The following is a 25,020-nucleotide window of genomic DNA, read 5'->3' as shown; positions in this document are numbered from 1 at the left end:
CTCAAACCGGCATCTGCATGATGTCCTGGTACGCCTGAACCAGCTTGTTGCGCACCTGGGTCAACGCCTGGAATGACACCGAGGCTTTTTGTGAAGCAACCATCACGTCGGTCAGGTCCACGCCGCTCTTGCCAATTTCGAAAGCGTTGGCGAGCTGGCTCGAGGCCTGCTGGGTTTCATGGACCTTGCCAATGGCCTGGCCGAGCATGTCGGCAAAACTGCTCTGCCCTGGCGCCAGCTCAGGCGCAGCTGCCACTTTGGGCAGGGACATGGCATCGGCCTGCATGGACCGCATGTCCAACATCAGACGATTGAATTCAACACCTTGGCTCATGAACTTCTCTCTCCGGCGGCCGCATTTTTTTGACACTCATGCAGCGGATAGGCTGGTGCTAGCAAGAGCGATGCCAGCCATCCTGTAAGCGGGTTAATTAAGGTGAATCAGCCGAACAGGCTGGCCTCGACATCAAGGCCGGCATCGCGCATCTGCGCCAGCTTGTAGCGCAGGGTACGTGGACTGATGCCCAGTCGATCGGCCGCTTCCTTGCGCCGCCCGCGCTCGGCGCGCAGGGTGTCGATGATCATCTGGAATTCGTGCCGGCGCAGGTCGTCACCCAACACCCCGGAATCAGCAGGCGAACCGCTAGTGACTGCCTGTGCAGGCGCGACCAGCGCTGCCGGTGCAGACAAGGCAATGACCCCACCCAGACAAAAATCCGCCGCCTCGATCAAGCCGCCCTGCTGCAGAATCAGCGCCCGTTGCAGGGCATTGTCGAGTTCGCGCACGTTGCCCGGCCACGGATGGTTCTGCAGGCAGTGGCGCGCCTCGGCAGACAACCGGACCGGCGCGTGCTTCATCTTCGCCACATGGCGCGCCAGCAGGCGCTCGGCCAGCGGCAGAATATCGCCGCTGCGCTCGCGCAGCGGGCACCAGGCCAAGGGGAACACCGACAATCGATAGAACAGGTCTTCGCGGAAGCGCCCCGCCGCTACTTCAGCGCCCAAGTCGCGGTTGGTGGTAGCCAGCACGCGAATATCCAGCGCGATCGGCTTGCGCCCACCCACCCGCTCCACTTCGCGCTCCTGCAACACCCGCAGCAGCTTGGCCTGCAAGCCCAGCGGCATTTCGGAAATCTCGTCAAGGAGCAAGGTACCGCCATCGGCCTGCTCGAATTTGCCTGGCTGAGCGGCAATGGCGCCGGTGAAGGCCCCCTTCTCGTGGCCGAACAAGGTTGCCTCGAGCATGTTGTCCGGGATTGCTGCGCAGTTGATCGCCACAAACGGCTGCGCCGCTCGCGCGGACTGGCGATGGATGTACTGCGCCAAGACCTCCTTGCCGGTACCCGATTCGCCGGAAATCAACACCGTCGAATCACTCTGGGCGACTCGCGCAGCCAGCTCCAGCAAGCGCCGGCTGGCCGGCTCGCATGCCACCGGGCCGTCTTCATCGGCTCCGCCGACGCGACCGCCAGCATGACGCGCCACCAGACTTAACAGCGCCTGCGGCTCGAACGGCTTGACCAGGTAATCCACCGCGCCTTGGCGCATGGCCTGGACTGCACGCTCAACCGCAGCATGGGCGGTCATCAGCAACACCGGCAATTGCGGATGGCTGCTGCGCAATTGCAGCAGCAACTGATGGCCGTCCATGCCCGGCATGTTGACGTCACTCACCACCAGACTGAACGCTTCACCGGCCACAGCGGCCAACGCCTCTTCGGCACTGCCCACCGCCCGGTAGGCAAAACCGCCGATCTCGAGGGTATCGCCAAGCGCTTCACGCAGCACCCGGTCATCCTCGACCAGCAGCACCTTGATCCCCATCAGCGCGCCTCCCCAGGCAACTCGCCCAGCAGCGGCAGGATCACCTGCACGCAGGTGCCCCGACCTACTCGCGAGCGCATGCGTACTTCGCCCTGATGTGCGCGCACCACCGCCTGAACCACGGCCAGACCGAGCCCGGTACCGGTAGTCTTGGTGGTCAGAAACGGCTCACCGAGGCGCGCCAGCAGCGCCGGCGCGATGCCGCAGCCAGCATCACTGACGCACAGGTGCAGCGCATGCCCACGGCGGAACAAATGAATTTTTACCCGCGCCGGCAGCGTGCTTGCCTGCAGGGCGTTTTCCAGCAAATTGAGCAGTGCCCCGACCAGGGTGTCGCGATTGCACAGCAACTCACCCAGGTGGGTGTCGCACTGCCAACGCACTGCATGGCCCTGCACATGCACCTGCGCAGCTTGTTGCAACGCCTGGAACAAACCCTTCGGACTGAGCCGATCAGCCAACGGCAACTCACCGCGGGCGAACACCAGCATGTCGCGCACCTGGTGCTCAAGCTCGTGCAGGCGCTCCTTGAGGTTGCCGGCAAAGCGCTGACGGGTTTCGCTGGGCAACTGTTGCTGCGGATCCGCCAGGTGGCTGGCATAGAGCATGGCCGCCGACAGCGGCGTGCGGATCTGATGCGCAAGCGAGGCAACCATGCGCCCGAGCGAGGACAAGCGCTCATGCCGGGCGAGTTGATCCTGCAGGCGACGGGTTTCGGTCAGGTCGGTCAACAGGACCAACTGGCCAGGCTCGGCATCCAGCGAACGAGTAGCGATCGACACACGGCGGCCATCGCGCAGGGACACTTCATGGCCGTCGTCCTTGCGTGGAGCGAAACTGCGGGCAATGATCTGGCGCCACAATTCGCCGAGCAATGGCTCGCCCAGCAAATCGCAGGCTGCAGGATTCGCCTCGCGCACCCTGCCGTGCTCATCGATCACCACCACCCCGCCTGGCAACAGGTCGAGCAGGTTCTGCAGGCGATTGGCCAGGCGTTCCTTTTCGTCCAGTTCAGCCATGCGCTGCGCACTGACTACAGCCAGCTCGCCCTTGAGCTCGCGCACCCGCGCCTCGAGCATGCCGTAGGATTGATTCAGTTGGCTGGAAACCTGATTGAACAACGCGAATGCGTGTTCAAGGCCCTGTCGGCTTTCCTGCTCGACCGGGATGCGACCCTGCGGATCAGCGGCTCGGGAAATCGGGGCGGCGTGGGGCATCGTGCTCTCTCGCGTGGCTGACCGTCATAAAAACGGTGTGTTGCCTGCGATATAGCAATAGCCGTGCCGGAGATAGGGTTAACGGGGTGGAGGGCTTATCAGGGCTGCGCTGCAGCCCTATGCAAGGGAAACGGCAGGCGTCAATCCTCTGCCTGTTCCTCGCCGTCGCGACGGCTCATGCCGTATTTGCGCATTTTCTCCACTAGCGTCGTACGGCGAATCCGCAAGCGCTCGGCGGCCCGCGCAACAATGCCATTGGCGTCGTCCAGCGCCTGCTGGATCAAGCCTTGCTCGAGGCTACCGAGGTAGTCCTTGAGGTCGAGGCCTTCGGGCGGCAGCATCGCGTGATTGGAGAAATTCGGCGTATGGCCGTTGATCGCAACGCGCTCTTCCAGGTCGCTGCGCATGCTGTCGACCAACTGCTCGTCTTCATCGTCGACGTAGCGGAATTTCTTCGGCAGCTCGGACACCCCGATCACACCGTAGGGATGCATGATCGCCATGCGCTCGACCAGGTTGGCCAGCTCGCGGACGTTGCCAGGCCAGCCATGCCGGCACAGCGACATGATCGAGGCCGAATTGAACCGAATCGACCCACGCTTCTCGTGCTCCATGCGCGAGATCAGCTCGTTCATCAGCAGCGGGATGTCTTCAACTCGCTCGCGCAGCGGCGCCATCTCGATCGGGAACACGTTCAGGCGATAGTACAAGTCTTCGCGGAAGGTGCCCTCTTCGATCATGACCTCAAGGTTCTTGTGCGTGGCGGCAATGATGCGCACATCGATGCTCTGGGTCTTGTTGCTACCGACACGCTCGAAGGTACGTTCCTGCAGCACGCGCAGCAGCTTGACCTGCATCGGCAGCGGCATGTCGCCGATCTCGTCGAGGAACAGCGTGCCGCCGTTGGCCAGCTCGAAACGCCCAGCGCGGCTGGTGATCGCACCGGTGAACGCGCCCTTTTCGTGACCAAACAGTTCGCTTTCGAGCAACTCGGCCGGGATCGCCCCACAGTTGACCGGCACGAACGGTGCTTCACGGCGCTTGGAATGATAGTGCAGGTTACGCGCAACCACTTCCTTGCCAGTGCCCGACTCGCCGAGGATCAGCACGCTGGCGTCGGTGTCGGCCACCTGCTGCATCATCTGCCGTACGTGCTGAATGGCGCGACTGGTGCCGACCAGGCTGCGGAACAGGTTCGGTTCGCGCTGACGGCCACGCTCGCGGGCATGGTCGTACATTTCGCGATAGACCTGGGCGCGGTGCAGGGAGTCGAGCAGCTGGCTGTAGCTGGCAGGCATTTCCAGGTTGGACAACACCCGACGGCGCAGGTCCTCAGGGAACTCTGCAGCAGAAACATCGCCAAGCAGCAACATCGGAAGGAACTCATCCCAGCTTGCCACTGTCTTAAGCAGCCCTTGCACACTGGAAGGCGCATTGACCGCACCGATCAGTACGCACAGCACCTCACGACTGGAGGCCAGCGACTCTACCGCTTGCTGCCAGTCCTGGCTTGAGCAAGACAGGTTGTCTTCGCCGAGAAAGTTCAGAACCACTGCCAGATCGCGGCGGCGGGCGCTGTCGTCATCGATCAGGAGAATCTTGGTTTCACGCCACATGCAATAGCAACTTCCCTAGTCATATCGGCGCCCTGAGGGCGTGCTCGACATCATTCCGACTGAATGGTCAGTGTTCGGACGTCTGAAATTCGAATACAGCCACTAGTAAAGTCAAAAAAAAACGCACAGTCAAATTTATGGCGCTCAGTTTTTGTATCTCATCAGTGTCAGCTGAACAGATGGTATACCTTGGCGGCATTTTTCGCCTGACGGATTTGCGTCATCTCGTCGACTAAAGTTTGACGTTCCCCACTTGCAACTTCAATCAGATGCCGATAGACCTCGAGTAGCTGCTCAAGGCTGGCACGTACCTGGCTTTCATTGTGCGATGCTTCGGACAACACGTCATCGACGCACAGGCGGCACTCCAGGTCGAGCTCGCTCACTGCATCCCAGTCGCGGCCGGCGAGCGCTGCCAGCAGCGCCTCACGGGCCTGTTCGATACGCTCGATCACCATGCTCATGCCACGCTCCTTGGATCAGCCTTCCGGCTGTTGGTCGGCGATCGCATCCCAGCCTTCCTTGACCGTGATCAGCAGGCGGGCGACTTCATCGATGATCGCCGGGTCGGTCTTAACGTTGGCCTCGACCAGGCGCCGGCTCATGTAGGTGTACAGACTGTCCAGCTCGGCAAGGCTGTCGCCGTGGTTTTCCAGATCAAGACCCTCACGCAGGCCGCCGATGATGTCTATGGCTTTGCCCAGCAGGATGCCCTTCTGGGCAATGTCATTGCGCGCAATCGCGCCCTTGGCCTGAGCCAGGCGGTCAAGACCACCCTGCATGAGCATCTGCACCAGGCGATGCGGGCTGGCCTCTGAGGTCTGCGCCGCGCCGTTCACTTTCTGGTACTGCCGAAGGGCCAACATCGGGTTCATGGATCTGCCTCGTCCCAGCAAAAAGGTTGCATATACCCTGTATATCGCCGCTGCGTCAAAAAACTTTAGCGGCTAAATAAAAAGCCCGGTGCGTCGTTTAGACGCAACCGGGCTTTTGTGCTCAGCGCTGGCAGGTCAGGATTTCTTCGCCTGGGCGTTGATGGCATCGAAGATCGAGGTGATCTGCTCGGCCTGGGCTTTCATTTTGCCCAAGGCAGTATCAAGCGCTACGTATTTCTTGGTCAGCGATTCGGTCAGCGACTCGGTGCGACGATCCAGTGCAGCCTGCTGATCGGTCAGGTGCTTTGCAGTTTTATCCAGGCTGGACTTGCGTGTGGCCAAGCTACCATTGGTCGCGTTGTACGGGTCAATGGCCTTGTTCATACGCTCGAAGATGCCACCGGTCCCGGTAAATAGTGCCTGCACTTCGCCGCCCAGTTTCTTGTCCCTCATTGCAACATCGAACTTGGTGCTGTTGAACTCGAGCGTGCCGTCTTTCTGGGTATTGATCCCCAGCTGGCTCAAGCTGGTCAACCGATCGCCGGCGCCCACTTCGGCCAGCACACCGCGCACGTCGGACAACAGCGAACGGGTAGTAGGGTCGTTGGTCAGCGAGCCAAGAATCAGATTGCCATCAGCATCAGTACTGGTACTGGTCAGCGCACCGATCGCCTTTTGCAGCGTGTTGTATGCGTCGACAAAGCTTTGCACCGAGGTTTTCAGGCCATCATTGTTGGCAGCCACAGTAACGGTGGTAGGCACACCCACAGCGCTCTTGCCGGTCAGCTGCAGGGACAGGCCGCTGATCGCATCACTGACGGTGTTGGAGGCACTCTTGACCTCCAGACCGTCAATGGTGAGCACCGCGTCCTTGGCCAAGCCCTCAATGTAGCCGGCACCTTCAGTTGCCATAGACTTCGTGCCATCGATCTCAAGCTCCGGGATACCTTCGACCTTGAGATCCGTATCCTCGCCCGTGGTACTGGAGCCCAGAACCAGTCGGGCGCCGTCCTTGCCAGTGACGATGTTGGCAGAAAGGCCGCTGGCGCCCAGCTCTTTGTTGATCTGATCGCGCACGGTCTGCAGAGTAGCGTCGTCACCGACAGTAATCTTGTAGGTCTTGCTGCCCTGCGTGATTACCATCTCACCCGGGGTAATGGATTTGTTCGCCCCCTCGGTGTAAGCCGCACTGGCGACTTTCGAGCCGGTGGCAAGATTCTTCACTTCGATGTTGTATGCGCCTGCAACCGCAGTATTGCCAGCGGTGGCCTTGACAATACTGTCGCTTGCCGACGTGGCTGCGAAGGCATTGAACGACGGCGTGGTCTTGTCGTTGAGCTTACCCATGGCAGTAGTGAAGGCCGTCAGTGCACTTCGAAGCGCACCAACCCCGGAAATATACGCCTTGGTGTTATTGGTCTGCCGAGTGATCTGTGCCTGCTTGGCAGCAGTATCGGACTGAACCAGAACCTTGACGATATCGGTGATATTGAGACCGGACCCAAGACCAACACCGGATGCAATCGGGCTTGCCATGCTGTATTCCCTCTCATCAGTGCGCCACCAGCCACTTCTGCGGCACGGCGTTCACTTATTATAACGTTCGGCGCCGATCAGGCCTTGGCGTCGAACAGAAGACTATTGGCATCGCTCAGACTGTTGGCGATCCGCAGTGCCTCTTCCGAGGGCAGTTGTCGAATCAGCTCACCGGTTTCACTGGCGATGACTTTGACGACGACCTTGCCAGACTCTTCGTCTGTAGAGAACTCCAGGTTGCGTCTTCCGTTGCTTAGAAATTTTTCGATCTCGGCAACAGCACTTCGTACTTGTTCAGCATCAATCACCGCTGAAGGTTGTTCACCGTCACTGAGACGCTTGCCATCTTCAGTACGGGGTACCGCTACATCACTAACCGGCTTTTCGGCGACCTGCTCGGTCGGACGTGCGGCCGGGTAGGATAGATTCAGCTTGACGCTCATGTCCATGTCTACCACCTCGCAACGAAAAAGCGGGGAAGCGCTTCAACGCACTTCCCCGCCGAGAACCAACTGGCAGATTAGCCCAGCAGTTTCAGAACTGCCGACGGCAGCTGGTTGGCCTGGGCCAGAACCGAAGTCGAAGCTTGCTGCAGGGTCTGCTGCTTGGTCAGCTGGGCAGTTTCAGCAGCGAAGTCGGTGTCCTGAACACGGCCGCGAGCAGCTTCGGCGTTTTCGTTGATGTTGTTCAGGTTGTTGATGGTGCTGGTCAGACGGTTTTGCGAAGCACCCAGGTCAGCACGGGTGCTGTTGATTGCATTCAGAGCGTCATCGATCGCAGCGATGGCAGCGCTGAAGTTGCTTTCAGCGGTGCTGCTATCTGCACCAGTGATGGTCTTGCTGGCCAGACCGGTCAGCATAGCGCCGGTACCAGTGGTTTTCATCGCCCCGCTCAGGCTGATGGTGATCTGGTTGGCAGTACCGGAGTTGGAGCCGACCTGGAAGGTCATGACGCCAGCTGTACCGTCAAGCAGGTTCTTGCCGTTCAGCTGGGTGCTGTCAGCAATACGGTCGATTTCCAGCAGCATGGACTGGAATTCTTTATCCAGTGCGTCACGGTCGGTAGCGCTGTTCGAGTCGTTTCGCGACTGAACGGCCAGTTCACGCATACGCTGCAGAATGTTGGTCTGCTCTTGCATCGCGCCTTCAGCGGTCTGAGCGATCGAAACACCGTCGTTGGCGTTTTTGATAGCCATGGTCTGACCACGGATCTGCGAAGTCATGCGGGTAGCGATCTGCAGGCCGGCAGCGTCGTCTTTGGCGCTGTTGATTTTCAGGCCGGAGGACAGACGGCTCATCGAGGTGCTCAGTGCATCGGAAGCACGGTTCAGGTTCTTCTGAACGCCCAGAGAGGTAGTGTTGGTGTTAACAGTCAAAGCCATGACGAATTCCTCGTTGGATTGGGTACTACGGCTTCCGGCCTTGGCAATTCGCCGGGTGTGGCACAGAGAACCTTCGTAATAGTTATCGTCGTCAGGGCGGGTTGCTTTAGCGGAATTTCAAAATAAATTACTGGCATCCTGCCAGCCCAGAGAATTCAAGGACTTGACGCCATAATCCAGACGGCCAATTCATCACATTCCCATCATCTGCAGCCTGTTTGTAGCCGGCGCTCAATGGGCGGACACAAAAACGCCGCCTGAGGGCGGCGGCGTTTTCTCACTGGCAGGCGGTAGGCGCCTAATCGCAGCGCTCGATGATCGCCGAGCCCCACGACAGGCCGACGCCGAAGCCGCTTAAAGCAACGCGCTTGAGCTGGGAGCCGAGCACATGCTTCTCCAGCAGCAGTGGGATGCTCGAGGATACGGTGTTGCCAGTCTCGATCATGTCTTTGACGAACTTTTGCTTTTGCTCCCCTTCATTGAAACGCAGCGACACCGCGTCGACGATCGCCGCGCTGCCCTGGTGCAGGCAGTACATATCAATGTCGCTGGCTCGCAGTTGGCTTGCATCAAGCAACTGCTGAAGATGAGCCGGAATTTTGACCAGCGCAAAATTGTAGACCTGGCGGCCGTTCATGAAGAACTTGCCGTCGGTCGTGCGCAGGTGTTCTGCACCGCCGCCATCGCTGCCGAACAACGACTTGCCCAGTTGCCATGCCGGACTCTCGCCCATCCACGTCGCTGTCGCGGCGTCCCCGAACAGCATGGTGGTATTGCGGTCCTGCGGATCGACGATCTTTGAATACGGATCTGCAGTGATCAAAAGGCCGTTCTTCAGCCCCGCCGCCTGCATGAAGCCTTGGATGGCATAAAGGCCGTAGACATAGCCTGAACACCCCAGAGAAATATCGAAGGCTGCGATATGGGTGGGCAGGCCGAGCTTATGCTGAACGATTGCCGCAGTGTGCGGCAGACCTTCGGCATCACCGTTTTGCGTGACCACAATGAGCACATCGATCGACTCCGGCGCCAACGCCGGATTGTTGGCAAACAAGGCTCTGACCGCTTCGACACACAGGTCGGAGGTCTCCTGCCCAGCATCCTTGCGCGGCAAGAAGGTCGAGCCTATCTTGCCGAAGATGAAGTCCTGATCTTTGCCGAATTTCGCGCCCTGGGCGTAGTTGTCCACCCCTTCAACAGGCACGTAGCTGGCGATGCTTTTTATGCCAATCATATGGCTTCCCAATTCAGTAACAGCAAAATGCCCGCTGCGCCTAACGCATACCGTTCAGGCAAGACATATGTCGCCTGACAGGGTTGGTCGATCGCGCAGCCGCTTCCGGTTGTGGCAATGATAACAGTGAAGATGCTTGCCGTGACTCTCAGGTCACGCGATTTTGTCGAATGATCCGTTGTTGCATGCGGCGGGTACTATGCCCAAATGGCGCAGTCGCCCGCCGACCTGCAATCGGTCAATCGGGCAGCCAGGCCCGGCGCCAGGCATCGAGGTTGTCTCCATCGAGCATCCACGCAGCGCGAACTTGCGCCTGCAAGCGGTCGCCCATGCGTGCACTGTTATCCAGGTCGGTGATGTGCATGCGTATGGCTGCCAGCCAATCCTCGCTGCGGTGGCTCACACGGGTTACGGCCAGGTCACCCTGATATGGCGGCATATCGCTGCAAACTACCGGGAAGCCACACGCACCGTACTGCAAGATGCTCACATTGTTCAGGTACTGGTTGAACAGGTTCTGCTCCAACGGCGCCAACGCCAGATCCAGGTCCAGCGCGGCGAGTGCCTGCGGGTAGCGGGCAACATCGACGGCCTCGTGAACCTCGCTGACGTAAGGCCGAAGCTGGGCTGGACAGCTCCCCAATACGACCCAATGCACCTCTGTGGCCAACGCCTTGACCACTTCGCCAATCAAACCCTGGTCACCTGTATGCAGTGAGGCGGTTGCCCAGCCGACACGCGGGCGCCCCCCTCGGCGACGTTGAGCGCTCAGATCGTTCCAACTGTCCAGTGGCAGCCGGGTCTCGATCACACGCACGTCGCCGTGCAGGTCAGCGATGGCTTCGGCCAACGCAGCGCAGGGCACCAGCACACGGTCTACAAGGCTGAACGCGGTGCGCAGGGCAAGCAGGCTGTCGTCGGGCAAGCGTTGCTGGAACTCGCTGCCAGCAGGCAGGCCGGGCAGATAGGCGTCCAGCTCGAAAACCTTGAATGCTCGCGAGTAGTCCTTGATTGCCTGCATAGCGTGCAAGTGTTCATGGCTTATCTGGCCCTGCATGACGATCACATCAGGGTCATAGCGTTCCAGGTCCACAGGCCCCAGCAATTTCGAAGAAGCCATCCCATCAATCAGGCCAGCCCGGCGCAGCGCGTTGAGCGGTTGTCCCAGGCGGTAATCGGCTGGCATGAACGACTCACCTGGATACGCGAGCACTACGGGCACCGGCCGCCAGCTCAGCGGGCGCCAGGTCAGGTCGTGATCGGACTCAAGGTCGAAGCCTTTGCCACTGAGCGACAGGTTACGGTGATAACTAGGGTCACGAGCCAGCAAAGGCAACCACCGATCGTACAGCGCCTGCTGCTCATCGGCGCTGGCATCTGGCTGCGCGTCTTCGCTGATCAGCAGTTGCGCTCGCGGCGTCCACACATTGAGGTAACCGGCACGATGCAGCCGCAGCCCTAGGTCAACATCTGCCCAGCGCTGCAACAGCGGCGTTTCATCAAAGCCACCCGCCTGCATGAACAGGTTCTTGCGGATCAGCAGGCACTTGCCACTCAAGGCCGGATAGTTCTGCTCGACCTGCAGACGATGCAGGTAGCCAGGCGCCTCCAGTGGCTGGCCGGCGAATGCCGTCCCCAGGGTGCCATTCAGGCCGAGAATCAGGCCGGCGTGACTGATGGTGCGATCCGGCGCGACCAACTTGGCCCCGACTACACCGACTTCCTGCCGCGATGCATGGTTGAGCATCCGCTGCAGCCACTGCGGTTCGAGAACTGCTGCGCCCTCTTCAAGCCACAGCAAAAAATCGCCCCGGGCATACTCGGCCGCAAGATTACGTACCTGGGTCGGGGTCAATGCACTGTCAAAACGCAGTACCCGAATGGCGTCCGCGCCAAGTTGTTCCATACCGCTCAGCCAAGCCAGCACTTGCCCATCAGCGCTTTCCTGGGCAAGCAGCAGCACTTCGAAGAAGGGATAGCTGGTTTTTTCAAGAATGGACTCAAGACAACGCTGAACCCGATCCAGACGATGGCCTTCAAGGAGAACCACAATACTCACCTGGGCAGAGGGCGGCGCTGCGTAGTCAACATCAAAATAGCCAGGCAACCGGCACTCGACTCGTGCACGCTCATAGCCCCGCGCGTGCAGGTGTCGCTCGATCACCTGACGTTCATCGGGGCGGTCGCCTAGCGGCCGAGCGTCGCAGGTCAAGATCGGCTCGTTGACGTGCTTTAGCCCCTCGAATCCGGCAGATTCGATCAGTTGCAGAATGTAGTCCAGCTCGTAGGCCTGACCTGAGTCTGCGCGGAAACCGCCCAGGCTCAGCCAGGTCTGGCGGTGGAACATCCAGTGGCGTGCCATGTTGCCTGGAAGACTCAGCAGCAGGTCGAAATTCAGCTCCGGGCGCAACACCAAACTCATATCGCCGCCCGGCTCGCGCACGCACTCATCACCGAAAACCGCTCTGCAGGCTGGGTCCTGCAACGTCTCCAGAGCAGCGCTAAGCAGGCCGCTGGCACTAAACGAGCTACCGGCATCAACCAGCATGAACCAGTCGACCGCAAGTTCACGTAATGCCTGATCGATACTAAGAAGTGGTTGCTCGACATCAAGGCTTTTAAAATGCAGCTTGGCATCCGCAGAGGACGGCTGGCTCTGGGTATTGGTCAACGCCACAATACGCACGGCGCCATAGCGATTGGGTGCAACACCCACACTTTTGATGGTCTGCATCAAGCGCTGGCTGTCGCCTTGGCGGTCAACGATCAGTACCCCGATGGTGGGTTGCCGATTGGCCGAAAAATGCTCCGCGATAAACCGCTGCTGCGCATCGCTGGGTACCCGTTCGGCCATCCAGGCGCGCAGCTGCTGACGACCGTGCTGGCCGGCGCGCTCACGCGCTGCTTGCTGAGTAACATCGATGAAATGATCCAGGGCGGGCCAGAAGTCAACCTGTGCCTTGAGCAGACGCTCACGCAACAAATGATTGGTCGAGCGCGCCCGCTCGATTTCGACCGGATCAGTCCCCCAGGCCACACCATAGGCCGTGCTTTCCAGCTTCAACGGAGCCCAGCGGTTGGGCATGACCACGCCCAGACAGCCACACAATGCCGCCTCACCTGCCAGTGCCGAGGCCTCGGTGCAGTAAAAGTACTCGCATTGCTGGAACAGATCGGCGAGTTCTTCCCAGGTTTGCGGCCAGCGCGACGTAATCTCGATCGCATCTGCGGGCAACAGCGCTGGGTCGACCGCCGCTTGACCGGCTCGGCCCTGGTAGTAACACACCTTGCCCGGCACACGCTTGGCAGGATCACTGGGCGGACAGAAGACTCTCAGGTCAGGGCCAGGCAGATACAGCACGCGATCATCGTCCATACCCGGCTGCAATAGCGGCTTGGTGTAGGAGAAGAGCAGATCGTCCTCCTCATAGACACCTTTGCCATTGATGAAGCCCGGCTGATTCAGCAAGTAGCGCACCACGGTATTACCGCGCAGCGGATTGCCGTCGGTGATTTCCGGATAAACCACAATCGGTTCCAGACCCTGCTCGTGGTGCTGGGCAAACACGTCATCGGTGAGGCGGGGCGTCATCAGCTCAGGATTGACCACTCTGGTCGTCACGTAAGCTTCCTGCCCGGACCGGTTGAGTGCATCGCAAAGCATATGCATGACTCGGATTCCAGCCGAACTTCTCCGATAGTCCGGCGCGTGTACGTAATAGGGCTGCGGACGCTTGGAAAAAAGCTGACGATGCATTGCGACTACCTCTAACGTGTGACGTGTGCCAAGCACCGCGGACGTTTTCTGCCCGGGCGCCAGCGAAACTGTTGGCGAAATCCGCGATGTGCGATTTCAGCTGTTGCTCAGGACAACGCGTGGAATGTGAGCAGATCGTCGAACAGGCAACCGTGCTCCACGCCACTCTCACGCAAACGCTGCTCTGCGTACTCGCGCCCGGCGTAGGTGGCGATGAACACATAGACACCCTCCTTGCGCAATGCCTCCAGAGCAGCCGAGCGCACCACCTCCACGCCACAGAACCGCTCTGCATCGAGGTACTCATCGACTACCACCACAAGCTCGCTGCCAGGGCGCTCCTCGCGCAAGGCTCGACTCAACCGCACACCGTGGGTATTGGCTCCCCAGAAGGCAAAACGCAATGGCGTCGTCGGACCGGGCAGCACGCGTTGCAGAGCTTGTGCCATCAAGTGGTTGTACTGGCTGCGCTCTCGGCTTTCATAAAAGCAACTGATCTCGGCCAAAGGCGCCCAGCGGGCATGGGCGGCTTCGATCTGGCGAGCTGCGGCGCTGCGAATCATCTGTTTTGCAACTTCGATATCCGGTGGAGTCGGATTCCAGTCGATTTCAGCAAAGGTCTCGACCGTGTGAATCTTTACGTAACGGTCCAGCCAGGCGAAACGATCACTGATGTTGTGTGCGACGATGATAGTCGGAATGCCCATGGCGATGCAGGGTGCGGCACAGTGCAGACGGCTGGTTACCACCAGAGCGCCTTCCTCGGCGTAACGCTGGCACAGATGCCGTGCAAGCGCGTCGAGCCGTTCGGCCTCGGCCTGATCGGAAGGGATCCGCTCGAACGGGTGCATGTGAGTAATGCGCTCCGCTTTGCCCGCCAATTCGCTGGGCAGGTAGTCGAGCAGCTCATCCGGCACGTCTACCAGAAATACCTTGCCATCGACAGGCGTCCGCTCGCGCAGCGGGAAAGTAATCGTCAGGCAGCCGGAGGTGAAGGCGCTGATGCCGCGCTCACGGAACATGCGCATGACTCTTTCGTCGCGCGTGCCAATGGGCTCGTGGGCACGAAAGTGAGCCAGATCGACCGGATCGTCGACATCGCTGGACAAGCCAAAGCTGAAATACACCGGAATGATATAGGGCGACAGGGGCAACGGGCTCTGCGCATTACCCAAGGTGAAATAGCCGCACATCGGCATCAGAATGTAGCCGTAGCGACCGTCGTACTCATGAAATTCATAGCGGTTCAGGCGCACGATCTGTTCCGGTGCGATGCCCATGCTGGCGTACAGATGCTCGACGGCATGGGTCTGGATATCATCGCCAAGATTGCTGCGGCTGGCCGCAGTCAGGTGGCCGAAGGTCATGACGTTGGTGATCAGGCCGTATTTCATGGCCGTTGGTGCGAGCATGGGCAAACCTCTATCGGTGGGGTGATTGCCATGGGCAATCACCACGGCGTGCGTCGGTGGTCAGCGCTGGGTGAAGTATCGCAACGTGCGCGCGAATCCAGCCTGGGGAAGGACGCTTGGGCGCCAGCCAAGATCATTGATCTTGCTCAGGTCAAAGTGACCGCTGGAACGGAACAGCGCCTGGCGTTGCGGATTGGGCGGCGGATGGATGACCTTGAGGCCGGGCGTGGCCGAGAGGCCAGCAATCAACCTGGCCAGATCAAGAATGGTGGTTTCCTGATCAAGGCCAACGTTGTAGGCATTGCCGCCCTCACCTCGCAACAGCAGCAGCAAAAATGCTGCAGTCGCATCACCTACGTAACAAAATGGCCGGCTGCCCAGGCCATCACTGTTGAGGACGATGTCGCGCCCAGCCAAAGCATCACGAACGAAGTCAGCGAATGAACGGCCATCGTCCAGTGCAATACCCGGCCCGTAGGTATGCGAGATACGCGCCATCACCGTGGCGACACCGTACTGACGGTGATAGTCGGCACACAGCGTCTCGGCAACGCGCTTGCCCTCCCCATAGCATGCACTGACATCAAGCGGATCGAGCCCACCGTAATCTTGCTCGGTGATCGGCGCATCGCTCTGCGCATGGCCATACACTGCACCACTGCTCATGAACAACAGCCGCGCCTGATGCACCTTGGCCAACTCCAGCAGATTGAGCGTGCCGAGCACATTGGAGCGCACGGTGCCAATCGGATCGCTCAAGTACTGCTTGGGGCTGCCCGCGCCAGCGGCATGGACGATGTAGTCGACCTGCTCCAGTTCCGGCAGCGGGCTGCAGACGTCCTGGATTACTGGACGGAACCAGCTTTGCCCATGCAGATGGGCAAAGCGCTGGCGCAATTTCTCTGGGCTACGAGCCAGTGCATGAATCACCACTGGCCGGTCTGGCCAACGCTCACTCAGCAGCGCAAAGAACTCGACCAGATAAGCGGCCAGAAAGCTGGTGGCACCTGCGATCAGAACAGCGCTGCCGGAAAACTGTTGCCAATTTTCAGGGCGGGCCAAGATCAGCTCGAGGTCCTCGCAGATCACCGGATGACGCGTCTGAGACTGTGACTTCATTTCAGGCCAACCTCACCAGCACACCAAGCACCTCGCCGCGAGTCCAGCCGACGTCCACCGGTAACCGCAGGACATCCACTATCTCCAGCCCCAGACGCTCGAGCATGCGGCGCATCGATACCTCGCAAAAGAAGTTGACGTGCTCGTGCCAGTGCCTCTTGAGCGGTGCCAGCGCCAGGCTGTCTGGATGCTCACGCACCAGCGCCTCGTGCGGCACCTCTAAATAGAGCAGCGTCTGCGGCCCGAGTGCTGGCAACATGCGCTCAACCAGTTCGGCAGGGAACGACACATGTTCAAGCACCTGTGAGCAGGTCACCAGATCGTAGTGCTGCTGGCCAATCTGGCTCAGGTCGACACGCTCGGCGCCAGCCACCAGCTCGACTCCTGAAATATCGTGGATATGCAGCAGGCTGTTGCTGTCGCGGAACACACTGTTAATGCCCGTATCACCGCCCCAGTCAAGCACTGCTGGCGCCTGTGGCAAGCGTGGAGCAAGCCAAGCTTCAACCTCGGCTATGTAGGCCGCCCGCTGATGATAGTGTTCAACGACATTGACGTAGCCCGGCTCGAAGCGGATGCGCTGAGCGTTGTAATGGACATCGCGGTAGTTGTGGTAAAGCGCGGCGAGCTGCCCATCGGTGAAACGATAGTCAAGAAACAGCGCCCCACACTCCTGACACTGCAGTGAGTTACACAAGGTGTATGCGGTGCCCTCACGCAAGTCGCGCAGGCCCCATTCGGCAGTGATCTGCACCGGCTCGTGACCAAACACCCGCAGTGCCACGAAGGGCATCAGCACCGCAGCAGACTTTGCCAGGTGATCGCTGCCGCAGCAGATGCAGTGCTGAGCAATCAGTTCTCGCATCACCATGTGCTGCGCCCCCCGTCAACCACCAGATTGGCCCCGTTCATGTAGGACGAGGCGTCGGAGCAGAGAAATGCGATAGCGCCCTGGTACTCATCGGCCTTGGCCATGCGCCCAAGCGGAATCAGCTGGCTGAGTTTGCTGACAAAGACATCGTTCTGGCCGGCGTACACCCCGCCAGGTGACAGCACATTGCAGCGTACGCCCTGCTCGCACCAATAGGTGGCAAGGTACTTGGTCAGCCCGATCAAGCCATGTTTGACCACTGAGTAGGTCACCGGCTTGACCGGCTGCTGATCAGCCTCGCGGCCCTCGACCCGGTATAGCCGCTGGTCCGGAGCGATGACGCCAAGGTCAGAAGCGATGTTGATGATAACCCCGCCACCCTGCCGTGCCATCTGGCTGCCAAACACCTTGGCGCAGTTGAAAGCGCCGCCCAGGCCGACATCCAGGTCCTGCTGCCACTGCTCCCAGGGGAAGTGCTCAAGCCGCGAAAAATCCTTGTCTCCGGCGCTCTCCACCTTGGGATTGCGCGCTGCATTGTTGATCAGGATATCGATCCGGCCCTGACTGGCCTGCAGTTGTTCGGCAATCTCCTGCAGGGCATCCAGGCGGGTGATGTCGGCTACCAAGGTCAGCGCCTGACAGCCGGTCTGCTCCTGCAGCCGGGCCGCATTGGCAGCCAGCGCCTGTGCATCGATATCGAGCAGCACCGGCAAACCGCCGAGGCCGGCAATGGTAGCGGCGTGCTGATAACCGAGCAGCCCGCCGCCGCCGGTGATGACCGCTACCCGGCCATCCAGGCGAAAAAGCGCGTGCATATCAGCCATTCACGCTCACCTCGCTCAGTGCCACTTCCCTGCCCTCATGCAACGACCGCCGTGCAGCCAGCGCCAGACGCAAGCTCTGCAGCCCGTCGTGCAGGCTGACCACCGGTGTCGCGCCGCTGGCCACGCATTCCAGGAAGTGTCGGGTCTGGGCCAGGAACATGTCATTGCGCACGAAGCCGATGAACTCATCCTGCTCGCACAGGTTGCCTTCGGTGTCGTGTATCTGCAGGCGATTGGTCATTAGGTCGAGGTGAGCATAACCAGCGTCGCCGACGATCTTGAAGCTGCGCACCGGCGGACGCTGCAGGTAATCCTGATGCAACAGGATCGGGAAGCTGCCATGGGCGCTGTCACAGCGCATCAGGGACGAGGCGGTATCTTCGACGTCGATTTCCAGACCGCTGAGATGCCCGCCATGAGTAACGATGCTGCGGGGCAAGCCGAAGAACCAGTAGATCAGGTCCATCTCGTGGATCTGCGACAGAATTACGCCACCGCCCTGGTCGGCACGGGCTGCATACATTTGCCGATAGTCCTCGTAGCGATGCCAATTAGGCAGGTACTCGCCAATTTCAGAGCGCACACTCAACAGGCGGCCGAAAAAGTCTGCTTCGAGCAATGCCTTGAGCCGCTGCAGGCCAGGATGGAAGCGGAAGTTGTAGCCGACATGAAAGGGCAACTGACGCTGCGCCACTTCTGCCAGCAACTGATCGACCCCCTCCAGATCACTGGCCAGCGGCTTCTCCATGAACACCGGTACACCGGCACGAACGCATTTGAGCGCTACCGGCACGTGCAGCGAATTGGGGTTGCAGATGAACACGGCCTGAGGACGCTCGGCAAGTGCAGCGTCGAGATCGTGGTGCACCTGCACCTGATAATCCCGCTCAAGGTCAGCGCCCTCATCGATGGTGAGGTTGTCGCGCAACTTGATCCGTTGACCACGCACTCGATAGGCATGCACCTGCAGCTCATCACCCAACAGCTGGCGCAAGTTACGCAAGTGGCGCTGACCAATGCCGCCGAGGCCGCAAAACAGTATTTTCACGATGGTTTTCTCTCGTTAAGGGCTGTGCCACGCAGCCAATTGCTGGCCAGCTCAGCCATTTCTGCCAACCAGCGTGGCTCATCAGCGGCTTCGCCACGGGCAACCTGGAGCACAAAATCGCCACGGTAGTCGAATTTCAGCAGTTGCTCGCGCAGGCTGGCAAAGTCGGCGTCACCTTGGCCAAGCGGCACAGTGGTCGCGGCAAGACGCCGATCCTTGATATGGAAACTGCCGATACGCGCACCATAGGCGGCGAACTCTTCCTCTGGGCGGTACCCCAGCGAAGCGCTGTTGCCGGCGTCATAATTGACTTTGATCAGCGGGTGCTCGAGGCGCTCCAGCAGAGCCCGGAAAGCGCTTGGATCCAGGTCGGTTTCCAGATGCAGTTCGATACCATGGCGCTCGGCCTGCGGCAGCACCTGGCGCAGACTGGCAACCACTTGTTCGGTTTCGGCTGCATCGCGAATCTGCGACGCATCGACAAACGGCAGTACCACCCGCGTAACGCCTAGTTCTTGACAGATGCTCAACAGCCATTGCAGCCGCTGCAACAGCTCCGCGTGCTCCTGCGCCGTGCAGCGCAGCAGCGGCCGGTCCATGAAATAGTCGGCACAGATCGATACAACACTCACGCCATGCTGGGCCAACAGCGCACGCAACTCATCGCGCCCAGCCTCGGTTTCGAGTGGGTTGACGCCCTCACCGAACACATCGTAAATCCACTCGATGCCGCGCAGGCCAATCTCGGCAGCCCGCTCGATCTCGAGCTGCCAGCCCTCCCGCGGGAAGGACTGGAAACGGCCCTGTTGCGGGCTGACCAGGCGCCCTTGCATGGTGTACAGGCCGGCATCGGCGTACTGGCTCAGGTAGTCAGTCATCATCAATCGTCCGCCAGGGCAATGAGCATGTTCGCCTGCAGTTCGGCGCGATCAAGGAACGGGAACAGATCTTCCAGCGGGCTGGACATCATCACCCCGTTTTCACCGATTCTGGAGGTGATACGGGGGCCGATGGCCTGATCCGACTCCACCATCACCTCACACAACACCGGACCTTCCAACGCCAGTGCCTCGTCGATCGCCTGGCGCAGATTACAGTTGCCGTCAATACGTCGTACCGGTAAACCGAATGCGGCGCCGAGGGCAGAGATGTCCGGCAGGGTCAGGCCTGAGTCGGGATCGCAGCCGATGGTCTGCTTGAAGTAACCACCTTGGGAAGCGCGAATGGAGGCGTAGCCATTGTTGTTGAGGACGAAATACTTGATCGGCAGGCGAAGCCGGCGCACCACCTCCAGCTCCTGAATATTCATCACGAAGCCACCGTCACCATCGACCGACACCGTGCGTCGCCCGCCACTGCCCAGGCAGCCGCCGATCGATGCCGGCAAACCGTAGCCCATCGAACCAAGGCCGCCGGTCGCAACCGCGCGCTGGCCACGCTTGAGCCGTACAGACAACCAGAACGTATCCAGCGCAGCGCCAGAGCTACCGGGAATGATCTGATCGCCCTCGGCCAGTGCCTCGGACAGGACCTCGCTGAACACGTAGGTGTTCACGTACTCACTGGGCTTACGGTACTCCGGCAGCACTACCGGGTAGGCTTCTTTCCAGGCGGCACAGCGATCACGCCAGCCCTGGCAGTCAAGCACCCCAGGGCCGCTGGCCGTCAGCAAATGCTCCAGAAATACCTGCGCATCGCAGACGAAGCGCTGATCAGGCATGTCGCCGAGCTTGGCGATCTCTGCAGGATCAATGTCGACAACCACAATCTGCGCCTCTCGGGCAAAGTGCTTGCGGTTGAAGCCAGTGATTGAAAAATCCATGCGGCAGCCAACCGCCAGCACCAGATCGGCGTTCTGCACGCTGAAGTTGGCACCTCGCTGCGCCACCGTGCCACAGCGTCCGACATACAACGGATGCGCGTATTCGAGCAGGTCAGCGCCGATCCAGGTCGTCAGGGTGGGAATGCCCAGCCCTTCGATCAGCGCGCGCATGGCGACCTCGCCCCCCGCAGCGTGCACACCATTGCCCACCAGCAACACCGGACGCTGCGCGGCACGCAGACGCTCGGCAAGGCCTTGCAAAGCTTGGGCCTCGGGCGCCAGCGGCAGATCCGTGGCAGGAGCGTCAAAGCCCTGCAACTGCTCGGGATCGATTTCGGTCGCCTGGACGTCCAGTGGCACATCAAGCCAGACTGGCCCCTTGCGACCACTGAGCATCAGATGACGGGCTTTTTCCAGCTCATAGCGAACCTGGTGCGGATCCAGCAGGCACACCGCGTACTTGCTCAACGGCCCGGCCACACTGACGATATCCAACTCCTGGGTACCGAGTTGACGCAGCCCGCTATCACCTTTGAGATCAGCGCGTTTGACCTGGCCGGAGACGTACATTACGGGCGTTGATTCGAACCAGGCCCCGGCCAGACCAGTTAGTGCATTGGTGGCGCCCGGGCCGGAGGTCACCAGGCAAGCACCGAACTTGCCGGACGTGCGCGCATAACCCTCGGCTGCGATCGCAGCGCCTTGCTCGTGCAGCATGCTCACAGCAGTCAGGCGGGGCTGGCGGTGCAGCGCATTGTTCAGGTGCATGGCACCGCCACCAGGCAGGAAGAACACATGCTCGACGCCCTGGTTGGCGATGAATTGGAAGATGTAATCGGCGACACGCATGGGATCGTTACTCGCTACGCAAAGTGGAAGGAACGCGATCAGCCGGGACGGCATACAGCACCAGATCCCAACCGTCGCTGACGTGACCGCAGAGGCTGTAGCGGTAGCCGCGATGGTATTCATGCAACTGCAGCAGAATGCGCCACAAGTGACCTTGCTCGTGATAAACGCTGACCGCGATCACTGGCTGGAGCTCGCTGATCAGCTGCTTGCCACCGGCCAGACACTGCGGCTCGAAGCCTTCGATGTCGATCTTGATGAAGCTGGGCGCAGCGCCTTGCGCGGCCAGGTCGTCGAGGGTAGTCATCGCGACCCATTCATCCCCCATACCAACGCGCGAGGAGGGGCCGTTGGCTGCCTCAACCTGAACCTCGCCATTGCTGTCGCCGACGGCCAGCCGATGAGCGAACAAGCCTGGCCGACCTTGTTCTTGCAGGCACGCCTGGAGGGCAGCGAAATTTTGCGCTACCGGCTCGAAGCAATGGTATTCATGGTACCCGCGACCGCTGGCTAGGTAGGCCTGCAGGGTGTCACCGTTGAATGCACCTAGGTCGAACACCACCTCATTGGCAAGCGCGCTACTAAAGCGCTCGTCGAAGTAGATCTGCAACGGTGACGATACCGGAAGCAGATCATGATTCAGATGCAGGCGCCATTCGATATGGTCCACATACAACTGCTGCGAGGCTTCGTCTGCCAGCAAGGCAAAGGCCTGGCGTATGGCAGCTGCGTGCGGCAGGACGTGCTCCGGCAGGTCCATGCAGTAATGCGGCAGGAACTTTTGAGGGAAACGCCATGCCAGGTGGCCAAACAGGGCAATACGCTGGAAACCCAGTGCCTGCAGCGGTTGCAGCCGCGAAGCCATGCCGTCATGGATGTGCCCGCTCCAGATGGTGCAGATCACTGCTGGCAGCTCGCCCGACCATTGCTCGACAAATTGCGCCGGGCTGAACACCGGTACCGAGTCGATACAACTGCCCCACAACGCCGGGTTGTTGTCCATGAACGCACAGGGCGCCCGGCCCATGGCCGTCAACACAGCCTGCGCCTTGCGCCCAAGATGGCTCGCACCGAACAGGACGATAGGCTGATCGAAGTTACCGATCAATTGCTCCAGAGTGTTCGCCTGGCGCTCGCGCACGGCATCCAGCGGCTCACTCAACAAGGCATCCAGTCGCTCACTCAGGCTCAACAGGGTCATGCGCAAATCCTCATAGCGATTGCAGGTAAGTCAGCGCCGACCAGAACCCAGCACCGTGGTCCTTGTGGCCTTGCCATACTTCGGGAATGAAGCTGACCTGCGGATATCCCTTGAGCTGGCTCCAGGTCGCGGGCCAGTCGACGTCGCCGGTACCCATCAGCACACCTTCGCCGTTGCTGCCCTTGGCGTCGGCCACATGCAGGTGCGCCGAATGCGGCAGAAGCAGGGCCAGTGCCTGCTGGAAATCCAGGCCGAAATGGAAGCAAGTCATTTGCAGGTGCGACAAGTCCAGGCACAGGCGCATGCCAAGCGCCTCTGCCTGCTGCGCCAGCTCCTGCGGCATCATGAAAATATTCTGGTGGCGCTGACCGCCAAAATGCCATGGGAACGGTGCCATGTTCTGCGGGATCAGCTCGGTACGACCGAAATCAACCTCGGCGCAGGATTGCTTGAAGCGGCGGTAAAGTTCGTCACGCTGTGCGAGCGGCAGCGGCTCATCCGCAGAGAAGCCACCTATGTTTGCCACGATCAGCAACGAATCGGCCTGCGGGAAGAACTCGGCAATCTGCAGGGTTGCATCGACCACCCGTTGCAGGTTGGCGATAGAGCGCTGTCGATAGTCGAGGTCGTCTGCCACCAGATCGAGCAACTCGCTGTTTTCGAACAGTTCCGGCGCATGTACAACCAGCCGCGAGCAATGGACTTGGCGCAAATAGGCCGCTGGCGCTACGCTCAGGTCGCGATAGGACAGGTGGAATTCGAACAGGTCCGGCTTGATCCACTGCTGGTACTGCTGGAAGTCGTGATAGCGCACCGGTACTCCCCACAGGATCGGCATCGCGAATTCACGTTGAATTTCAGCTTGTTCGGTCAAATCGCTGTCAAAGAGGAAGTCGCCCTGAGCCATGACGCGCCCGGACTTGCGTCCGAGCAGATCGCTCAGGCGATACGGGGCAAGACCCTGACCAGGGCTGGCAACGCGCAGCATGTCTTGGGTAAAAGTCTCGCCGGCAGCGATGGCGCGGGCAGCGATCACGCTTTTGCCGAGGTTTTCACGGTTGAGCAATTCACCCTGGCTGGCGTGGCGACCGGGGCCTGTCCAAGGCAACGCCTTTTCCAGCTGGCGAATTCCATCGACCAGCAAACGGAACTCCTGCGGCTCGAGGCTGGCCAGGTGATCAGGCCCTTCCATGCCGCGATCAAGGGTGATATGGCGCTCGATCAGCTTTGCACCAAGCGCTACCGCGCCCAGGCTGATAGCCGTGCCGCGCTCGTGCCCGGAGTAGCCCACCAGCCCATGCAGCTCGCGCAAACGTGCCAGGTAACCGAGCTGGATATCGCTTTCCGGCGCTGGATAGGTACTGTTGCAGTGCAACAGTGCGAATGGAATACCCAGCCCGTTGAGCTGCGCGATGGCCCGAATGATTTCATGTTCATGGGACATGCCGGTCGACAGAATCAACGGCTTGCCCAGAGACGCGGCCTTGGCGATCAGATACGGATTGCACAGGTCTGCGGAGGCGATTTTCAATGCCGGCACATCGAAACCAGCCAAGACATCGACGCTGGGTTCATCCCAAGGTGTGCAGATGTAGCTGATGCCTTTTTGCGCACAGTAAGCCCGTATTTCGGCATGGGCGTGAACATCGAGTTCGACTTTGTCCAGCAGATCCTGGATGTACTCGACGCCAAGATCCTCAGCGCGCGAGCCGTCTGCCTTGCTGCGATACAGGGCCTCGCGGTTGCGCAGCTGGAACTTGACGCAGTCGGCACCCGCCTCCAGCGCTGCATCCACCAGGCGCTTGGCCAGTTCCAGCGAGCCGTTGTGATTGTTGCCCACTTCGGCGATCACGAAAACCTGGGGGCCACCCAGCAAAAAATTGTCGATTTGGATGCACGTCATTGGATTTTCGTTCGCCATGAGGTAACGCCACTGGATTCGAAGCGGAAGTTCTGCGTCTGGCAGCCAAGCGCGGACAGCGCCTGCACTACCCGTTGACGGAACTGCGGCTGCACATAGAACAGGAAAAAGCCACCGCCACCGGCGCCCAGTAGCTTGCCGCCCAGGGCACCGGCCGCTAACGCAGCCTGATAGGTAATGTCGAGACGATCATGACTGATCGCTGATGAGAAGCGCTTCTTCAAGCGCCAGGCTTCGTCCAGGCACAGTCCTACTGCACGCAGCTCACCGCGGATCAGATGGCGGTGCATACGTCGGCAAAGGGTCACGCTGGCATGCAGCAACTCGGTCTGCGCGTCTTGAGCAACGATTTCTTCGCGCTGGAGTTCATGCAGACGGCCGGAGTCGTGAGAAATACCGGTGTCGCAAAGCAACAGACAGGACTCCAGCTCGTTGCGGATCGATTCTTCGAGGCGGATCGGATGAACCATGTTGCGCTGGTTCTCGAACTCGATCAGGTTGAACCCGCCAAAC

Annotated in this window: 20 protein-coding genes and 1 pseudogene; all 21 read right to left on the bottom strand. The window is 60.2% G+C overall.

What is annotated here, in order from left to right:
- Position 1: 1 nt before the first annotated feature.
- Positions 2-334 carry a flagellar hook-basal body complex protein FliE gene (fliE, locus tag CXQ80_RS07000; RefSeq protein WP_101317840.1) on the bottom strand — a complete coding sequence of 111 codons (333 nt, stop codon included), beginning with the start codon at positions 332-334 and terminating at the stop codon, positions 2-4.
- 107 nt (positions 335-441) lie between these two features.
- Positions 442-1,824 (bottom strand): sigma-54 dependent transcriptional regulator, encoded by a 1,383-nt coding sequence (locus CXQ80_RS06995; protein WP_101317838.1) that lies wholly within the window; start codon positions 1,822-1,824, stop codon positions 442-444.
- Positions 1,824-3,041, bottom strand: coding sequence for a PAS domain-containing sensor histidine kinase (locus tag CXQ80_RS06990; protein ID WP_101317836.1), 1,218 nt, complete (start codon positions 3,039-3,041; stop codon positions 1,824-1,826). The genes CXQ80_RS06995 and CXQ80_RS06990 overlap by 1 nt, the downstream gene beginning before the upstream one ends.
- Before the next feature lie 140 nt (positions 3,042-3,181).
- Entirely contained in the window at positions 3,182-4,657 is a 1,476-nt protein-coding gene (fleQ, locus tag CXQ80_RS06985; protein ID WP_101317834.1) for a transcriptional regulator FleQ, read from the bottom strand.
- Positions 4,658-4,824: 167 nt separating this feature from the next.
- Positions 4,825-5,121, bottom strand: a complete 297-nt coding sequence (locus CXQ80_RS06980) for a flagellar protein FliT (protein ID WP_101317832.1) — start codon at positions 5,119-5,121, stop codon at positions 4,825-4,827.
- A gap of 15 nt (positions 5,122-5,136) precedes the next feature.
- A complete protein-coding gene (fliS, locus tag CXQ80_RS06975; RefSeq protein ID WP_101317829.1) occupies positions 5,137-5,532 on the bottom strand; it encodes a flagellar export chaperone FliS in 396 nt (131 codons plus the stop codon).
- 135 nt (positions 5,533-5,667) lie between these two features.
- The gene (gene fliD / locus CXQ80_RS06970) at positions 5,668-7,068 is read right to left on the bottom strand and encodes a flagellar filament capping protein FliD (RefSeq protein ID WP_101317826.1); all 1,401 of its coding nucleotides are present in this window, start codon (positions 7,066-7,068) and stop codon (positions 5,668-5,670) included.
- A 77-nt stretch (positions 7,069-7,145) separates the two neighbouring features.
- Positions 7,146-7,517, bottom strand: a complete 372-nt coding sequence (locus CXQ80_RS06965; RefSeq protein WP_101317823.1) for a flagellar protein FlaG — start codon at positions 7,515-7,517, stop codon at positions 7,146-7,148.
- A gap of 71 nt (positions 7,518-7,588) precedes the next feature.
- Positions 7,589-8,449 carry a flagellin domain-containing protein gene (locus CXQ80_RS06960; protein ID WP_101317821.1) on the bottom strand — a complete coding sequence of 287 codons (861 nt, stop codon included), beginning with the start codon at positions 8,447-8,449 and terminating at the stop codon, positions 7,589-7,591.
- A 298-nt stretch (positions 8,450-8,747) separates the two neighbouring features.
- Entirely contained in the window at positions 8,748-9,683 is a 936-nt protein-coding gene (locus CXQ80_RS06955) for a ketoacyl-ACP synthase III (RefSeq protein WP_101317819.1), read from the bottom strand.
- A gap of 238 nt (positions 9,684-9,921) precedes the next feature.
- Positions 9,922-13,305: a glycosyltransferase family 2 protein gene (locus tag CXQ80_RS06950; RefSeq protein ID WP_256585704.1), complete on the bottom strand. Its 3,384-nt coding sequence runs from the start codon at positions 13,303-13,305 to the stop codon at positions 9,922-9,924.
- 242 nt (positions 13,306-13,547) lie between these two features.
- A complete protein-coding gene (locus CXQ80_RS06945) occupies positions 13,548-14,852 on the bottom strand; it encodes a polysaccharide pyruvyl transferase family protein (protein ID WP_101317817.1) in 1,305 nt (434 codons plus the stop codon).
- A gap of 60 nt (positions 14,853-14,912) precedes the next feature.
- Positions 14,913-15,971 carry an NAD-dependent epimerase/dehydratase family protein gene (locus CXQ80_RS06940; protein WP_101317815.1) on the bottom strand — a complete coding sequence of 353 codons (1,059 nt, stop codon included), beginning with the start codon at positions 15,969-15,971 and terminating at the stop codon, positions 14,913-14,915.
- A gap of 1 nt (position 15,972) precedes the next feature.
- Positions 15,973-16,836: a class I SAM-dependent methyltransferase gene (locus CXQ80_RS06935; RefSeq protein ID WP_256585703.1), complete on the bottom strand. Its 864-nt coding sequence runs from the start codon at positions 16,834-16,836 to the stop codon at positions 15,973-15,975.
- The gene (locus tag CXQ80_RS06930; protein WP_101317811.1) at positions 16,836-17,666 is read right to left on the bottom strand and encodes an SDR family oxidoreductase; all 831 of its coding nucleotides are present in this window, start codon (positions 17,664-17,666) and stop codon (positions 16,836-16,838) included. The genes CXQ80_RS06935 and CXQ80_RS06930 overlap by 1 nt, the downstream gene beginning before the upstream one ends.
- Positions 17,659-18,714: a Gfo/Idh/MocA family protein gene (locus tag CXQ80_RS06925; RefSeq protein WP_101317809.1), complete on the bottom strand. Its 1,056-nt coding sequence runs from the start codon at positions 18,712-18,714 to the stop codon at positions 17,659-17,661. Before CXQ80_RS06925 ends, CXQ80_RS06930 begins: the two co-directional genes overlap by 8 nt.
- Positions 18,711-19,595 (bottom strand): sugar phosphate isomerase/epimerase, encoded by an 885-nt coding sequence (locus CXQ80_RS06920; RefSeq protein WP_218195361.1) that lies wholly within the window; start codon positions 19,593-19,595, stop codon positions 18,711-18,713. Before CXQ80_RS06920 ends, CXQ80_RS06925 begins: the two co-directional genes overlap by 4 nt.
- Positions 19,595-21,385: a thiamine pyrophosphate-binding protein gene (locus CXQ80_RS06915; protein ID WP_101317807.1), complete on the bottom strand. Its 1,791-nt coding sequence runs from the start codon at positions 21,383-21,385 to the stop codon at positions 19,595-19,597. The genes CXQ80_RS06920 and CXQ80_RS06915 overlap by 1 nt, the downstream gene beginning before the upstream one ends.
- A 7-nt stretch (positions 21,386-21,392) precedes the next feature.
- Entirely contained in the window at positions 21,393-22,586 is a 1,194-nt protein-coding gene (locus CXQ80_RS06910) for an FkbM family methyltransferase (protein ID WP_101317805.1), read from the bottom strand.
- A 10-nt stretch (positions 22,587-22,596) separates the two neighbouring features.
- Positions 22,597-24,489: an N-acetylneuraminate synthase family protein gene (locus CXQ80_RS06905; RefSeq protein WP_101317803.1), complete on the bottom strand. Its 1,893-nt coding sequence runs from the start codon at positions 24,487-24,489 to the stop codon at positions 22,597-22,599.
- Positions 24,486-24,773: pseudogene (locus CXQ80_RS25265) on the bottom strand (sugar kinase); the annotation flags it as partial. The pseudogene CXQ80_RS25265 and the gene CXQ80_RS06905, both read right to left, overlap by 4 nt.
- Positions 24,774-25,020 lie beyond the last annotated feature (247 nt).

It is taken from the genome of Pseudomonas sp. 02C 26 (genome assembly GCF_002843585.1).
In the GTDB taxonomy this organism is placed as follows: Bacteria; Pseudomonadota; Gammaproteobacteria; order Pseudomonadales; family Pseudomonadaceae; genus Aquipseudomonas; species Aquipseudomonas shirazensis.
This window is presented reverse-complemented; position numbering and strand designations above follow the sequence as displayed.

Excerpts from the sequence above, each read along its gene's own strand:
- CXQ80_RS06935 (WP_256585703.1), bottom strand. The coding sequence starts at position 16,836 with ATGCGAGAACTGATTGCTCAGCACTGCATCTGCTGCGGCAGCGATCAC.
- CXQ80_RS06990 (WP_101317836.1), bottom strand. The coding sequence starts at position 3,041 with ATGCCCCACGCCGCCCCGATTTCCCGAGCCGCTGATCCGCAGGGTCGC.
- CXQ80_RS06905 (WP_101317803.1), bottom strand. The coding sequence starts at position 24,489 with ATGACGTGCATCCAAATCGACAATTTTTTGCTGGGTGGCCCCCAGGTT.
- fleQ (WP_101317834.1), bottom strand. The coding sequence starts at position 4,657 with ATGTGGCGTGAAACCAAGATTCTCCTGATCGATGACGACAGCGCCCGC.
- CXQ80_RS06940 (WP_101317815.1), bottom strand. The coding sequence starts at position 15,971 with ATGAAGTCACAGTCTCAGACGCGTCATCCGGTGATCTGCGAGGACCTC.
- CXQ80_RS06945 (WP_101317817.1), bottom strand. The coding sequence starts at position 14,852 with ATGCTCGCACCAACGGCCATGAAATACGGCCTGATCACCAACGTCATG.
- CXQ80_RS06915 (WP_101317807.1), bottom strand. The coding sequence starts at position 21,385 with ATGCGTGTCGCCGATTACATCTTCCAATTCATCGCCAACCAGGGCGTC.
- CXQ80_RS06910 (WP_101317805.1), bottom strand. The coding sequence starts at position 22,586 with ATGACCCTGTTGAGCCTGAGTGAGCGACTGGATGCCTTGTTGAGTGAG.
- fliE (WP_101317840.1), bottom strand. The coding sequence starts at position 334 with ATGAGCCAAGGTGTTGAATTCAATCGTCTGATGTTGGACATGCGGTCC.
- CXQ80_RS06960 (WP_101317821.1), bottom strand. The coding sequence starts at position 8,449 with ATGGCTTTGACTGTTAACACCAACACTACCTCTCTGGGCGTTCAGAAG.
- CXQ80_RS06995 (WP_101317838.1), bottom strand. The coding sequence starts at position 1,824 with ATGGGGATCAAGGTGCTGCTGGTCGAGGATGACCGGGTGCTGCGTGAA.
- fliD (WP_101317826.1), bottom strand. The coding sequence starts at position 7,068 with ATGGCAAGCCCGATTGCATCCGGTGTTGGTCTTGGGTCCGGTCTCAAT.
- CXQ80_RS06955 (WP_101317819.1), bottom strand. The coding sequence starts at position 9,683 with ATGATTGGCATAAAAAGCATCGCCAGCTACGTGCCTGTTGAAGGGGTG.
- CXQ80_RS06930 (WP_101317811.1), bottom strand. The coding sequence starts at position 17,666 with ATGGCTGATATGCACGCGCTTTTTCGCCTGGATGGCCGGGTAGCGGTC.
- CXQ80_RS06980 (WP_101317832.1), bottom strand. The coding sequence starts at position 5,121 with ATGAGCATGGTGATCGAGCGTATCGAACAGGCCCGTGAGGCGCTGCTG.
- fliS (WP_101317829.1), bottom strand. The coding sequence starts at position 5,532 with ATGAACCCGATGTTGGCCCTTCGGCAGTACCAGAAAGTGAACGGCGCG.
- CXQ80_RS06920 (WP_218195361.1), bottom strand. The coding sequence starts at position 19,595 with ATGATGACTGACTACCTGAGCCAGTACGCCGATGCCGGCCTGTACACC.
- CXQ80_RS06965 (WP_101317823.1), bottom strand. The coding sequence starts at position 7,517 with ATGGACATGAGCGTCAAGCTGAATCTATCCTACCCGGCCGCACGTCCG.